Annotated in this window: 10 protein-coding genes; all 10 read left to right on the forward strand. The window is 73.5% G+C overall.

Annotated features, from left to right (window positions below):
- The first annotated feature begins 53 nt into the window (after positions 1–53).
- The 10 genes from VH969_RS01690 to VH969_RS01735 all read left to right on the forward strand — a co-directional run bounded on the left by VH969_RS01690 (position 54) and on the right by VH969_RS01735 (position 14428).
- Positions 54–1454, forward strand: coding sequence for a pyridoxal phosphate-dependent decarboxylase family protein (locus VH969_RS01690; RefSeq protein WP_331969194.1), 1401 nt, complete (start codon positions 54–56; stop codon positions 1452–1454).
- Positions 1451–2716 (forward strand): lysine N(6)-hydroxylase/L-ornithine N(5)-oxygenase family protein, encoded by a 1266-nt coding sequence (locus tag VH969_RS01695; RefSeq protein WP_331969197.1) that lies wholly within the window; start codon positions 1451–1453, stop codon positions 2714–2716. Before VH969_RS01690 ends, VH969_RS01695 begins: the two co-directional genes overlap by 4 nt.
- Positions 2717–2749: 33 nt before the next feature.
- The gene (locus VH969_RS01700) at positions 2750–4492 is read left to right on the forward strand and encodes an IucA/IucC family protein (protein WP_331969200.1); all 1743 of its coding nucleotides are present in this window, start codon (positions 2750–2752) and stop codon (positions 4490–4492) included.
- Positions 4492–5814, forward strand: a complete 1323-nt coding sequence (locus VH969_RS01705) for a type I glutamate--ammonia ligase (protein ID WP_331969203.1) — start codon at positions 4492–4494, stop codon at positions 5812–5814. Before VH969_RS01700 ends, VH969_RS01705 begins: the two co-directional genes overlap by 1 nt.
- Before the next feature lie 97 nt (positions 5815–5911).
- A complete protein-coding gene (locus VH969_RS01710; RefSeq protein WP_331969206.1) occupies positions 5912–6727 on the forward strand; it encodes a TIGR03084 family metal-binding protein in 816 nt (271 codons plus the stop codon).
- Positions 6724–8400 carry an acyclic terpene utilization AtuA family protein gene (locus VH969_RS01715; protein ID WP_331969209.1) on the forward strand — a complete coding sequence of 559 codons (1677 nt, stop codon included), beginning with the start codon at positions 6724–6726 and terminating at the stop codon, positions 8398–8400. Before VH969_RS01710 ends, VH969_RS01715 begins: the two co-directional genes overlap by 4 nt.
- Positions 8397–9542 (forward strand): acyl-CoA dehydrogenase family protein, encoded by a 1146-nt coding sequence (locus VH969_RS01720; protein WP_331969212.1) that lies wholly within the window; start codon positions 8397–8399, stop codon positions 9540–9542. The genes VH969_RS01715 and VH969_RS01720 overlap by 4 nt, the downstream gene beginning before the upstream one ends.
- Positions 9543–9705: 163 nt before the next feature.
- Positions 9706–11307: an acyl-CoA carboxylase subunit beta gene (locus tag VH969_RS01725; RefSeq protein ID WP_331969214.1), complete on the forward strand. Its 1602-nt coding sequence runs from the start codon at positions 9706–9708 to the stop codon at positions 11305–11307.
- Positions 11308–11312: 5 nt separating this feature from the next.
- Positions 11313–13271 carry an acetyl/propionyl/methylcrotonyl-CoA carboxylase subunit alpha gene (locus VH969_RS01730; protein WP_331969217.1) on the forward strand — a complete coding sequence of 653 codons (1959 nt, stop codon included), beginning with the start codon at positions 11313–11315 and terminating at the stop codon, positions 13269–13271.
- Positions 13268–14428 (forward strand): acyl-CoA dehydrogenase family protein, encoded by a 1161-nt coding sequence (locus tag VH969_RS01735; RefSeq protein ID WP_331969220.1) that lies wholly within the window; start codon positions 13268–13270, stop codon positions 14426–14428. Before VH969_RS01730 ends, VH969_RS01735 begins: the two co-directional genes overlap by 4 nt.

The raw sequence follows: 14428 nt of genomic DNA on the forward strand, positions 1-14428 counted from the left end.
CCGCGCCCGGCCGTATTGTGGCCTCGAGTTAGGTGAACCTAAGAAGGGGTCCGATGGGCGCTTCGATCTCCGCCTCCGCCGAGCCCGCGCTGGCCGGCGGACCCGCGGGCGCGGCACGGGTGCGTGCCCTCGCGGACGCGGCGATGACCGCGATGGCCGACACGGCGGCGACCCGGCAGGGCCCGGTCCCGGGCGGCGGCCCGGCCGCGGTGGCCGCCGTGCTCGCCGCCGCGCTCGGCGAGCCGGGCCTGCTGCCCGAGCGCGGGGTCGGCGAGCGGCGCGCGCTCGACGAGCTCACCCGGGTGCTGACCGCGGGCTCCGTGGACCCGGGACACCCGTGGTGCGCCGCCCACCTGCACGGGCCGATCCTGGCCGTGGCGGCCGCGGCCGACCTCGTCGGCAGCGTGCTCAACCCGTCGATGGACTCGTGGGACCAGGCGCCGATCGCGAGCGAGCTGGAACGCGAGCTCACCGCCACGCTGGCCCGGCTGTGCTTCCCCGACGCCGTCACCCCGGACGCCGTGCTCACCAGCGGCGGGACCGAGTCGAACCTCGTCGGACTGCTGCTCGCCCGCGAGCACGGGCACACCCGGATCGTGTGCGGGGCGAACGCCCACCACAGCGTCGCCCGCGCGGCCTGGCTGCTCGGCCTGCCCGCACCCCGGGTCGTGCCCGCCGAGCGGGGCCGGCTGCGCGCGGACGCGCTGGACCTGAGCGGTGGCGAGGTCGTCGTCGCCACCGCGGGCACCACCGACGCCGGCACGATCGACCCGTTGCCCGAGATCGCCCGGGCCGCCCGGCGGGCCGGGGCGTGGCTGCACGTCGACGCGTCCTACGGCGGCGCCGCGCTGTTCTCGCGGCGGCTCGCCGGCAGGCTCGCGGGCCTGGCGCAGGCCGACTCCGTCGCGCTGGACCTGCACAAGTTCGGCTGGCAGCCGATCGCCGCCGGCGTCCTCGCCACCCGCGAGACCATCACCGCGCTGCACGTCCGCGCCGACTACCTCAATGCCGGCGACGACACCGAGGCCGGCCTGCCCGACCTGCTGGGCCGCTCCATCCGCACGTCGCGCCGCCCGGACTGCGTCAAGATCGCGGTCACCCTGCGCGCGCTCGGCCGGGCCGGCATCGCCGGGCTCGTCGAGCGCTGCTGCGACCTCGCCCGGGAGGTCGCCCGCGAGGCCGGCCGGCACCCGGACCTGGAGCTGTGGGGCGAGCCGGCGCTGTCCACGGTGCTGGTCCGGCCGCGGCACGGGGACGCCGCCGGGCACGCCGCCGCGATCCGCCGGCGGCTGCTCGAGGACGGCACCGCGGTGGTCGGCCGGGCCACGGTCGACGGCGCGGTCTGGCTCAAGCTGACCCTGCTCAACCCGCGCGCGACCGTCGACGACTACCGCGGCCTGCTCGACCTCGTCGGGAACCTCGCGGACGAGACCGCGCGCCGGGCGATGCCGTGACGCTCGACCTCGCGGGTGTGGGGATCGGCCCGTTCAACCTCTCGCTGGCCGCGCTCGCCGAGCCGGTCGCGGGCCTGGACGCGGCGTTCTTCGAGCGGGAGCCCGAGTTCCGCTGGCATCCCGGGCTGATGATCGAGGGCGCCGCGCTGCAGGTGCCGTTCCTCGCCGATCTGGTGTCGCTCGTCGAGCCCGCGCACCCGCTGTCGTTCCTGAGCTACCTGCGCGACCGCGGCCGGCTCTTCCCGTTCTACTTCGCCGAGCGCTTCCACATCCCGCGCGCGGAGTACGAGGACTACTGCACGTGGGCCGCCGGGCGGATCACCAGCGCCCGGTTCGCCCGCGACGTCCGCTCGATCGGCTGGTCCGGCGGGACCTTCGAGCTCGCCGTCGAGCCGGGCGGGGTCGTGCGCGCGTACCACGTCGTCCTCGGCGTCGGCACCGAACCCGTGCTGCCCGAGCCGCTGGAGCACCTCGCCGGCGAGCGGATCCTGCACTCCGCGGACTACCTGCCCGCACGCGACCGGCTCCTCGCGGCCGACGACGTGACGATCGTCGGCTCCGGCCAGTCCGGCGCCGAGGTGTTCCTGGACCTGCTCCGCGCCCGCCCGCGCGGCGGCCTGCGCTGGCTCACCCGCACGCCCGCGTTCGCGCCGATGGAGTACTCCAAGCTCGGCCTCGAACAGTTCACCCCGGACTACACGCGCTTCTTCCACGGCCTCGACGAGCCGACCCGCGACCGCCTGGTGCCGTCGCAGTGGCAGCTGTACAAGGCGATCAGCGCGGACACGATCGGCGCGATCCACGACGAGCTGTACGAGCGCACGGTCGGCGGCGGCTGGCCGGACGTCACGCTGGCGCCCGGAGTCGAGGTCACCGCGGCGGCCGAGCGCGCGGGCCGGGTCGAGCTGGAGCTGCGCCACGTCCAGCAGGACCGCAAGGCGACCGTGACCACCGACGCGGTCGTGTGCGCGACCGGGTACCGCGAGCGCGCCCTCGACGAGCTGCTCGAGCCGCTCGCCGGGCGGATCGAGCGGGACGCGGCCGGGCGGATCGCGGTCGACGCGGACTACCGCGTGCGGCTGGATGCCGGTGGATCCCTCTTCGTGCAGAACGCCGAACGGCACACGCACGGGGTCGGCGCGCCGGATCTGGGGTTGGCCGCGTGGCGCTCGGCACGGATCCTGAACGTGGTGTGCGGGCGGCCGGTGTACCCGTTGCCGGACCGGACCGCGTTCACGACCTTCGGGCTGGAGCAGCCGTGAGCGAGAGTGACGGAGCGAACCATCGGACGCAGCATGAGTAGCTCATGGCGGGCGGCAGGGACGCTCGTCGTGCACAAGATGCTCGGGGAGCTGAGCTACGAGGGCCTGCTCGAACCCAAGCCGGACGGCCCGGACGGCTGGGTCCTCGAACTGCCCGCGGGCGTCGTCTACCGGTTCCGCGCGCGGCGCGGGGCCTTCGAGTCCTGGCACGTCGAGCCGGGCAGCGCCACCCGCGACGGCGAGCCGGCCACCGACCCGCGCGCGCTGGTCGTCGACGCACGGGAACGGCTGGGGCTCACCGGGTTGCGGCTCGCCGACGTGCTGGGCGAGCTGACCGCGACCGTCGCGAACGAGGCCGTCCGGCTCGACCGCGCGCCCACCGCGGCCGAACTGTCCACGATGGACTACGACCGGGCGGACGGGCACCTGACCGGCCACCCGCGGCTCGTGCTCAACAAGGGCAGGGTCGGCTTCTCCAAGCCCGACCGGGAGCGCTACGCACCCGAGTCCGGACCGGAGTTCCCCCTGCGGTGGTACGGCGTGCACCGCGACCACGCGTCGTTCCGGTGCGTCGCGGAGCTCTCTGAGGAGCGCCTGCTCGCCGAGGAGCTCGGCGACCTGCTGCCGGCGTTCCGCTCGCGGCTGACCGACCCGGAGCGGTACGCGCTCGTGCCGGTCCATCCGTGGCAGGCCGACGAGATCATCGGCACGCTCTACGCCGCCGAGCTGGCCGAGGGCATCGTCGTGCCGCTGGGTGAGAGCGCCGACCGCTACCGTCCACACCAGACGATCCGGACGCTCGCCAACGCGAGCCACCCGACCCGCCGCGACGTGAAGACCGCGGTCTCGGTGCGCAACACGCTCGTCTACCGCGGCCTCGCGTCCGCCGCGACGCTCGCCGCGCCGGCGGTCACCACGTGGCTGCGCGACGTCTCCGCGGCCGATCCGCTGCTGGGGGAGAAGTACCGGTTCGAGCTGCTCGGCGAGGTGGCGAGCGTGTCCGTGCGGCACCCGGTGCTGGGCAACCTGGCCGAGCTGCCGTACCGGTTCCACGAGACGCTCGGCGCGCTGTGGCGGGAGCCGGTCCGCACCCGGCTCGGGCCGGGGGAGCGGGCGATCTCGTTCGCCGCGCTGCCCTACCGCGGCCCGGACGGCGAGGCCGTGGTCACCCGGCTCATCCGCGAGTCCGGTGTGGACCCCGAAGTGTGGCTGGGCAGGGTGCTCGACCTGCTGCTCACGCCGCTGCTGCACTGGCTGCTGCGCTACGGGGTCGGGTTCTGCCCGCACGGCCAGAACCTCGTCCTGATCGCCGACGAGCGCGGGCTGCCGCGGCGGGTGGCGATCAAGGATTTCGCCCAGGGCGTGGACCTGCTCGACGAGGACGTGCCGGAGTACGCCGCGCTCGCGACCGAGGCGACCGCGCACATGCTGCGCTGGCCCCCGCACCTGCTCGCCCAGTCGCTGTTCAGCTCCGTCTTCGCCGGTCAGCTGCGGTTCCTGGCGGAGATCCTGCTCGACGACCTCGCCTACCCCCGCGGTGCGCTGTGGGCGCAGGTCAGGGAGGTGACCGGCCGCTACCGTGACGAGCATCCGGAGTCCGCGACGAGGTTCGACGCCTGCCGGCTTTTCGCGCCGGACGTCGAACGTGTGACACTGAACCGGGAGCATCTCGCGGGGCAGGGATTCGACAAGGTCGACCGGGACGACGAGTTCGACGTACGGTTCGGGCGGGCACGCAATCCTCTCGCGGGGCCCGCGGAGGACGGTGCATGGTGATGGAGCATCAGCGACCCGGCGGACCGCGCACGCTGGCGGCCCGGGACGAGGCGGCGGCGACGCTCGCCGAGGCGGTGCGCACGGAGGTGCTGGCCCGGACGGTGACCGGGCTGGTGCTGCTCGTGCCGGACCCGCATGCCCGTTTCGCGGCGGTCGGGGTCGGCGCCCGGTTCTTCGCCGACACGGTGCTCGAGTACGGGTACGGCGTGTGCAGCTACGTGTTCGGCTGGACGCCCGAGCGCGAGGCGATCGAGGCGCCGGTGTTCCGGCCCTACCTCGAGCACTACGGCGACCTGCGGATGCGCCCGGACATGGCCACGCTGGCGCCGCTGCCGGGGCAGCCCGGCACGTGGCTCGTGGTCTGCGACGTGGAGTGGCCGGACGGGTCCCAGGTGCCGATCGCGCCGCGGTCGCTGCTGCGCGAGCAGCTGGAGGCGGCCGAGGCGGAGGGCTTCGTGCCGTCGGTCGGGCTGGAGCACGAGGTCACGTTCATCGACTCCTACGGCGCGCCGCTGACCGCGGACGGGCTCGACTACGCGGCTGGCGGGCTGGACGCCATGCACCCGCTGCTGGCGAACGTGCAGTCCGATGTGGACGAGCTGGATCTCGGCGTGGAGTCCCGGCGCGGCGAGTGCCACCCGGGGCAGTACGAGAGCGTGCTCGGCCACCGCGACGCGCTCGCCGCCTGCGACGACGCCATGATGCAGCAGCTGGCGATCCGGCGGGCGGCGTCCGCGGCGGGCGTGCGGGCGAGCTACCTGGCCGCCGAGCGGGCCGGGACGGGCAGCTCGTGCCACGTCCACCTGTCGCTGTCCGATGTGGACGGCAAGCCGCGGTTCGGCGAGCTGTCCGTGATCGAGCACTTCACCGCCGGCGTGCTGACCGCCGCGCCGGACCTCACGGCGATCTGGGCGCCGACGTGGAACTCCTACGTGCGGCTGCGTACCGGCCCGTTCGCGCCGGGCGAGGTCCGCGCGGGCGCCGACGACCGCACGGCGGCCGTGCGCATCGCCGGCTCGCAGGACTCGCTGCGCATCGAGGCCCGGTTCGCCGGCGCGGACGCGCAGCCGCACCTGGTGGTGGGTGCCCTGCTGGCGGCGGGCATGTGGGGCATCCGCGAGGAGGTGCCCATGCCCCAGCCCGGCCGGCTGCACGACACGCCGTGGGAGGCGGTGCGTGCGCTCGAGCACTCCGAACTGGCCCGCAAGCTCCTGGGCGACGCCATGGTCGACGCCCGCGTCGCCCTGCTGAACGAGGAGATCACCTCGGGCCTCGAAACCGTCACCGACTGGCAGCGCACCCGCGGCGACCGCCGGGTCTGAGCCCACTTCGAACGCCGCTGCCGTTCGGGTGATCTCGGTAGAAAAATCAAGCATGCATGCTTGAAATGGCCGTGCGCCCCGTGCCATGGTTGTCGCCGTGGTTGAGCTCAAGGGGCTGCTGGCCGACCTCCGCGACGAGAGTGCCGAGATAGACGCGCTGGTCAGCGGGCTGTCCGCGGAAGGCTGGGCGACGCCGACGCCCGCCCCGGGGTGGACTGTCGCGCATCAGGTGGTGCATCTGGCCTGGACCGACCAGCGGGCGCTGCTCGCGGTCCGGGATCCGGCGGCCTTCCAGGCCGAGCTGGCCGAGGTCGTCAAGGGCTCCCGGGAGCGGATGGAGCGGCTCGTCGACGCCGCCGCCGAAGACGGGGCGCGTGCGCACCACTCGCAGCTGCTCTACGAATGGCGCCAGGGCCGCGACGACCTGGCGGACGCGCTCGAGAAAGTGCCCGACGGGACCAAGCTGCCCTGGTACGGCCCGCCGATGTCGGCCGCCTCGATGGCCACCGCCCGGCTGATGGAGACCTGGGCGCACGGCTACGACATCGCCGACGCGCTCGGCGTGCGCCGCGTGCCCACCGCCCGGATCCGGCACGTCGCGCACATCGGTGTGCGCACCCGTGACTTCGCCTACGTGGTGCGCGAGCTCACGCCGCCCGCCGAGCCGTTCCGCGTCGAGCTGACCGGACCGTCCGGCGAGGTGTGGACCTGGGGCCCGGCCGACGCCGGGCAGCGCGTCACCGGCCCGGCGCTGGACTTCTGCCTGCTCGCCACCCAGCGGACCAACCGTGCGGACACGACGCTGAAGGCCGTCGGCCCGGACGCCGACCGGTGGCTGGACATCGCGCAGGCGTTCGCCGGGCCTCCCGGCGACGGGCGGGAGAAGGGAAGCCGGGAGCGGAGCGAACCATGACCACCGGGGTGATCAGGATCGGCAACGCCTCCGGTTTCTACGGCGACCGGTTCTCCGCCGTGCGGGAGATGCTCACCGGCGGCGCGCTCGACGTCCTCACCGGCGACTACCTCGCCGAGCTGACCATGCTCATCCTCGGCCGCGACCGCATGAAGGACCCCACCCGCGGCTACGCCCGCACGTTCCTGCGCCAGCTCGAGGAGGGCCTCGGCCTCGCACGGGACAAGCGGGTCAAGATCGTCACCAACGCCGGCGGGCTCAACCCGGCCGGCCTCGCGGCGGCCATCCGCGAGCTGGCCGACCGGGTCGGCGTGCCGGTCGGGGTGTCCCACGTGGAGGGTGACGACCTGCTGGGCAAGGGGTTCGAGGGCGCGCTCACCGCGAACGCCTACCTCGGCTGCTGGGGCATCGTCGAGTGCCTGAACGCCGGCGCGGACATCGTGGTCACCGGCCGGGTCACCGACGCCTCGCTGGTCGCCGGGCCGGCCGCCGCACACCACGGCTGGGACCGCTCGGACTTCGACGCGCTCGCCGGCGCGACCGTCGCCGGGCACGTGATCGAGTGCGGTGCCCAGGCCACCGGCGGCAACTTCGCGTTCTTCACCGACGTGCCCGACCTGGCCCACCCCGGCTTCCCGATCGCCGAGATCGACGCGACCGGTGGCGCGGTGATCACCAAGCACCCCGGCACGGGCGGCGCGGTCACCGTCGACACCGTCAAGGCCCAGCTGCTGTACGAGATCGGCGGGGCGCGCTACCTCGGCCCGGACGTCACCAGCCGGTTCGACACGATCGAGCTGGCCGACGCCGGCCCGGACCGGGTCGCGATCACCGGGACCCGCGGCGAGGCACCGCCGGACACCGTCAAGGTCTGCGTCAACACGCTCGACGGCTTCCGCAACAGCATGACGTTCGTCCTCTGCGGACTCGACATCGACGACAAGGCCGCCCTGGCCCGCCGCCAGCTCACCGACGCCGTCGGCGCCGAGGGCCTGCACTGGACGCTCGCGCGCACCGACCACGCGGACGCGGACACCGAGGAGGCCGCGAGCGCCCTGCTGCACGTCACGATCAAGACGCCGGATCCCAAGCGTGCCAAGGCGTTCTCCCGCGCGTCCGTCGAGCTGGCGCTGGCCTCCTACCCGGGCTTCACGCTCACCTCGCCACCCGGCGACGGCACCCCGGTCGGCGTCTACCGCCCGGAGTACGTGCCGCAGCAGGCGATCGAGCAGGTCGCCGTGCTGCCCGACGGCGAGCGGCGCCCGATCGACCCGCCCGCCGCGACGGCCACGCCGCACGGCGAGGTCCACCACGACGAACCGGCCTACGTCGCCGCTGGCGCGGCCCGCCGCCTCCCGCTGGGCACGCTCGCCGGTGCCCGCTCGGGCGACAAGGGCGGCGACGCGAACCTCGGCGTGTGGGTCCGCGACCCGGCCGCCTACCCGTGGCTCGCGAGCGAGCTGACCACCGACCGGCTCCGCGAGCTCCTGCCCGAGACCAAGGATCTCGACATCGAGCGGCACCCGCTGCCGAACCTGCACGCGATCAACTTCGTGCTGCACGGCCTGCTCGGCCAGGGCGTGGCCGCGTCCACCCGGTTCGACCCGCAGGCCAAGTCGCTCGGGGAGTGGCTGCGCTCCCGGCTCGTCGACATCCCGGAGGCACTCCTGTGACCGATCCGTTCAGGACACCGGAGCGCGTCGCGCTGCGGGAGACGACCCGCCGGTTCGTGGCGAAGGAGATCCTGCCGCACCTCGACGAGTGGGAGCGCGCCGGCGAGCTGCCGCGCGAGCTGCACCGCAAGGCCGGCGAGCTCGGCCTGCTCGGCGTGGCCTTCCCCGAGTCGGCCGGCGGCGGGGGCGGCAACGTCATCGACGCGATGACCGTGACCGAGGAGATCCACTACGCGGGCGGCTCCGGCGGGATCGTCGCGGGCCTGTTCACCTCCGGCATCGCGCTGCCGCACATCGCGCACGCGGGTGACGCCGAGCAGATCGAGCGCTGGGTCAAGCCCACGCTCGCGGGCGAGCTGATCGGCTCGCTGGCGGTCACCGAGCCCGACGGCGGCTCCGACGTGGCCAACGTGCGGACCACCGCCAAGCGGGACGGCGACCACTACATCGTCAACGGCGCCAAGACGTTCATCACCTCCGGCGCCCGCGCCGACTTCGTGACCACCGTCGTGCGCACCGGCGACGCGGGCGCGCACGGGCTCTCGCTGCTCGTCGTCGAGAAGGGCACGCCGGGGTTCACGGTCAGCCGCAAGCTCGACAAGATGGGCTGGCTCTGCTCCGACACCGCCGAGCTGTCCTACGTGGACGCGCCGGTGCCGGCGGCGAACCTCGTCGGCGGCGAGGGCACCGGGTTCGCCCAGGTCGCCACCCACTTCGTCACCGAGCGGCTCGCGCTCGCCGTCCAGGCGTACGCCACCGCGCAGCGCGCCCTCGACGTGACCGTCGAGTGGTGCCGGCTGCGCGAGACGTTCGGCCGGCCACTGATCTCCCGCCAGGTCGTCCAGCACAAGCTCACCGAGATGGCCCGCCGCGTCGACGTCGCTCGCAGCTACGCCCACCAGGTCGCGATCCGCCACAGCGAGGGCGAGGCGATGGTCGCCGAGGCGTGCTTCGCGAAGAACACCGCGGTCGAGGCGGGCGAGTGGGTGGTCAACGAGGCCGTCCAGCTGCACGGCGGCCTCGGCTACATGCGCGAGTCGGAGGTGGAGCGCCACTACCGCGACATCCGGATCCTCGGCATCGGCGGCGGCACCACCGAGATCCTCACCGGCCTGGCCGCCAAACTCCTGGGATACACATGACACCGCGAGTCCAACACTCACCCCCCGCGAGTCCAACCCCCAGCCCGGCCGAGTTCAACGCTCCGGTCCGGGTGCGGGGCCCTGGTCTGAACGGACGACTCGCGAGGGTCGAACGTTGGACTCGCGCGTGCGGAGCGTTGGACTCGCGAGGGGAGGTGCGGGGATGACACGGATCCGCTCCACGGTGGACACCACGACGGCCGAGTTCGGGGCCAACCGGGAGGCCATGCTGGGCAAGCTCGCCGAGATCGAGGCCGAGCAGGCCAAGGCGGTCGCCGGTGGCGGCGAGAAGTACGTCGAGCGGCACCGCAAGCGCGGCAAGATGCTGGTGCGCGAGCGGATCGAGATGCTGCTCGACGAGGACTCGCCGTTCCTCGAGCTCTCCCCGCTCGCCGCGTGGGGCAGCGACTACCGGGTCGGCGCGAGCGTGGTCACCGGCATCGGCGTGGTCGAAGGTGTCGAGTGCCTGGTCAGCGGCAGCGATCCGACGGTCAAGGGCGGCGCGAGCAACCCGTGGACGGCCAAGAAGTCCTACCGGGCCGCGGACATCGCCGCACAGAACCGGCTCCCGGCGATCCACCTGGTCGAGTCGGGTGGCGCGGACCTGCCCACGCAGAAGGAGATCTTCATCCCCGGTGGGCGGATCTTCCGCGACCTGACCCGTTCCTCGGCCGCCCGCATCCCGACCGTGGCGCTGGTGTTCGGCAACTCCACGGCGGGCGGCGCGTACCTGCCCGGCATGTCGGACTACGTCGTCATGGTCAAGGAGCGCGCCAAGGTGTTCCTCGGCGGACCGCCGCTGGTGAAGATGGCCACCGGCGAGGAGTCGGACGACGAGTCGCTCGGCGGTGCCGAGATGCACGCCCGCACGTCGGGCCTCGCCGACTACCTCGCGGCCGACGAGCAGGACGCGATCCGCATCGGGCGGCGGATCGTCGCGCGGCTGAACCGGCGCAAGCAGGGCGACCCGCCGGACGCGGAATACGCCGAACCCGAGTACGACGCCGAGGACCTGCTCGGCATCGTGCCCACCGACCTCAAGGTGCCGTTCGACCCACGCGAGGTCATCGCCCGGGTCGTGGACCGGTCGGACTTCGACGAGTTCAAGCCGCTCTACGGGACGAGCCTGGTCACCGGCTGGGCGCGCGTCCACGGCTACCCGGTCGGCATCCTGGCCAACGCCCGCGGCGTGCTGTTCAGCGAGGAGTCGCAGAAGGCCGCGCAGTTCATCCAGCTGGCCAACCAGATCGACACGCCGCTGCTGTTCCTGCACAACACCACCGGCTACATGGTGGGCAAGGAGTACGAGCAGGGCGGCATCATCAAGCACGGCGCGATGATGATCAATGCGGTGTCCAACTCGAAGGTCCCGCACATCTCGATCCTCATGGGCGCCTCCTACGGCGCCGGGCACTACGGCATGTGTGGCCGGGCCTACGACCCGCGCTTCCTGTTCGCCTGGCCGAGCGCGAAGTCCGCGGTGATGGGCCCCCAGCAGCTGGCCGGCGTGCTGTCGATCGTGGCCCGGCAGGCGGCCACTAGCCGCGGCCAGGAGTACAGCGAGGAGCACGACCAGGCGATGCGCACGATGGTGGAGAACCAGATCGAGGCCGAGTCGCTGCCGATGTTCCTGTCCGGCATGCTCTACGACGACGGGATCATCGACCCGCGGGACACGCGGACCGTGCTGGGCATCTGCCTCTCGTCCATCCACAACGGACCGATCGAGGGCGCGCGCGGCGGCTTCGGCGTCTTCCGGATGTGAGCACCATGATCACGAACCTGCTCGTAGCCAACCGCGGTGAGATCGCCCGGCGGGTGTTCCGCACCTGCCGCACGCTCGGGATCGCGACCGTGGCCGTCCACTCCGACGCGGACGCGACCGCCCTGCACGTGCACGAGGCCGACGCCGCCGTCCCGCTGCCGGGCACCGCCCCCGCCGACACGTACCTGCGCGCCGACCTGCTGGTGGCCGCCGCGACCGGGGCCGGCGCGGATGCCGTCCACCCCGGCTTCGGGTTCCTCTCCGAGAACGCCGACTTCGCCCGTGCCGTGCTCGACGCCGGGCTGACGTGGGTCGGCCCGCCGCCGGAGGCCATCGAGGCGATGGGCTCCAAGATCGAGGCCAAGCGGCTGATGGCGGACGCGGGCGTGCCCGTGCTGTCCGAGCTGGACCCGGCGAAGATCACCGAGGCCGACCTGCCGGTGCTGGTGAAGGCGTCGGCCGGCGGCGGTGGCCGGGGCATGCGGGTGGTCCGCACGCTCGCCGAGCTCGAGTCGCAGGTGGAGGGTGCGCGGGCCGAGGCGGCGTCGGCGTTCGGCGACGGCACGGTGTTCTGCGAGCCGTACCTGGAGACCGGCCGGCACATCGAGGTGCAGGTGCTCTGCGACCTGCACGGCACGGTGTGGGCGGTCGGCGAGCGGGAGTGCTCGATCCAGCGGCGGCACCAGAAGGTCGTGGAGGAGTCGCCGTCGCCGCTCGTGGAGCGCACGGCCGGAATGCGCGACGAGCTGTTCGCCGCCGCCCGCAACGCGGCGAAGGCCATCGGTTACGTCGGCGCCGGCACCGTGGAGTTCCTCGCCGGCGAGGACGGCCGGTTCTACTTCCTGGAGATGAACACCCGCCTGCAGGTCGAGCACCCGGTCACCGAATGCGTCACCGGCCTGGACCTCGTCGAGCTGCAGCTCGCGGTCGCGGAGGGGCGGGCGCTCCCGGCCGGGCCGCCGGAGCCGCGCGGGCACGCGATCGAGGTCCGGCTCTACGCCGAGGACCCGGCCGCGGACTGGCGGCCGGCGAGCGGTCCGCTGCACCGGTTCGACGTCCCGGGTGTGGCCGCCGAGTTCACCCCGCCGGCCCGCGGGATCCGGCTCGACTCCGGCGTGGCGAGCGGCGACGTCGTCAGCCCCCACTACGACCCGATGCTCGCCAAGGTCATCTCGGTAGCGCCCACCCGCGACGTGGCCGCCCGCGGGCTCGCCGCCGCGCTCACCCGCGCCCGCGTGCACGGCGTGACCACCAACCGGGACCTGCTCGTGCGGATCCTCACCCACCCGGCGTTCCTCGCCGGCGACACGGACACGGCGTTCTTCGACCGGCACGGCCTCGGCACGCTCGCCGCCCCGCTCGCCGGCGACGACGCCGTGCGGCTCTCCGCGCTGGCCGCCGCGCTGGCGCACGCCGCGGCCAACCGCGCGAACGCGCGGGTGCTCGGCCGGATCCCGAGCGGCTGGCGCAACGTGGTCGCCGGACCGCAGGTCAAGACCTACCGCGCGGGCGATACCGAGCACGAGGTCCGCTACCGGCTGACCCGGTACGGGCTGGCCGGTCCGGCGGGCGTGTCGCTCGTGTCGGCGACGCCGGCCGAGGTCGTGCTGGACGTCGGCGGGCTGCGCCGCCGGTTCGAGGTCGCCACCTACCCCGGCCTGTCCTGCGTGGACTCCGCGCTGGGGTCGGTGTCGCTGGTGCCGGTGGAGCGGTTCGCGGACCCGGCCGATCAGGTCGCCGCCGGCTCGCTGCTCGCCCCGATGCCCGGCACCGTGGTCCGGGTCGTGGTGGCGGCGGGGGACAAGGTCACCGCGGGCCAGCCCCTGCTGTGGCTCGAGGCCATGAAGATGCAACACCGGATCGACGCTCCGGCCGACGGCGTGGTGGCCGAGCTCGGGGTGTCGGTCGGGGACCAGGTCGAGGTCGGCCGCGTGCTGGCCGTGGTGAGTCAGGAGGACCAATGACAGCGTTCAGCGAGTCCGCGGAGCGGCAGGCCCTGCGCGCGGCGGTGGCCGACCTGGGCAGGCGTTACGGCGGCGAGTGGTTCCAGCGCAAGGCCCGGTCGGGTGAGAAGACGACCGAGCTGTGGGACGAGGCCGGCAAGCTCGGCTACCTCGGCGTGAACGTGCCGGAGGAGTACGGCGGCGGGGGCGGCAACATCGGCGACCTCGCCGCGGTGGCCGAGGAGCTCGCCGCGCGGGGCTGCGGGCTGCTGCTGATGGTGGTGTCGCCGGCCATCTGCGCCACGATCATCACCCGGTACGGCACCGACGAGCAGAAGCAGACCTGGCTGCCGCGCTTCGCGGACGGCTCGCTGCGCATGGCGTTCGCGATCACCGAACCGGACGCGGGCTCGAACGCCCACAAGCTCACCACCACGGCGCGCCGCGACGGGGACGGCTGGGTCCTGAGTGGACGGAAGATCTACATCTCCGGGGTGGACGAGGCGGCGGCCGTGATGGTCGTCGGCCGCACCGAGGACGCGAAGACCGGGCGCCTCAAGCCGGCATTGTTCATCGTGCCCACGGACGCGCCGGGCTTCGAGTACAAGCCGGTCGAGATGGACCTGATCAGCCCGGACAAGCAGTTCATGCTGTTCCTCGACGACGTGCGGCTGCCGGCCGACGCGCTCGTCGGCTCGCAGGACGCGGCGCTGCTGCAGCTGTTCGCTGGGCTCAACCCGGAGCGGATCATGGCCGCCTCGTTCGCGATCGGCATGGGCCGCTACGCGCTGGGCAAGGCCGTCGAGTACACGAAGACGCGGACCGTGTGGAGCACGCCGATCGGCGCGCACCAGGGCGTCGCGCACCCGCTCGCCGAGGCCAAGATCCAGCTGGAGCTCGCGAAGCTGATGACGCAGAAGGCCGCGGCGCTGTACGACTCCGGCGACGACACGGGCGCGGGGGAGTCGGCGAACATGGCCAAGTACGCGGCCGCCGAGGCCACGGCCAAAGCCGTGGACACCGCGATCCAGGTGCACGGCGGCGCCGGGCTGACCGCCGAGTACGGCCTGGCCGCGCTGCTGCCGGCGTCCCGGGCGAACCGCGTCGCACCGGTGAGCCGGGAGATGATCCTCAACTACGTCGCCCAGAACACCCTGGGCCTTCCGAAGTCCTACTGA

The organism is Actinophytocola sp. (assembly GCF_036555685.1).
Taxonomy (GTDB): Bacteria; Actinomycetota; Actinomycetes; order Mycobacteriales; family Pseudonocardiaceae; genus Actinophytocola.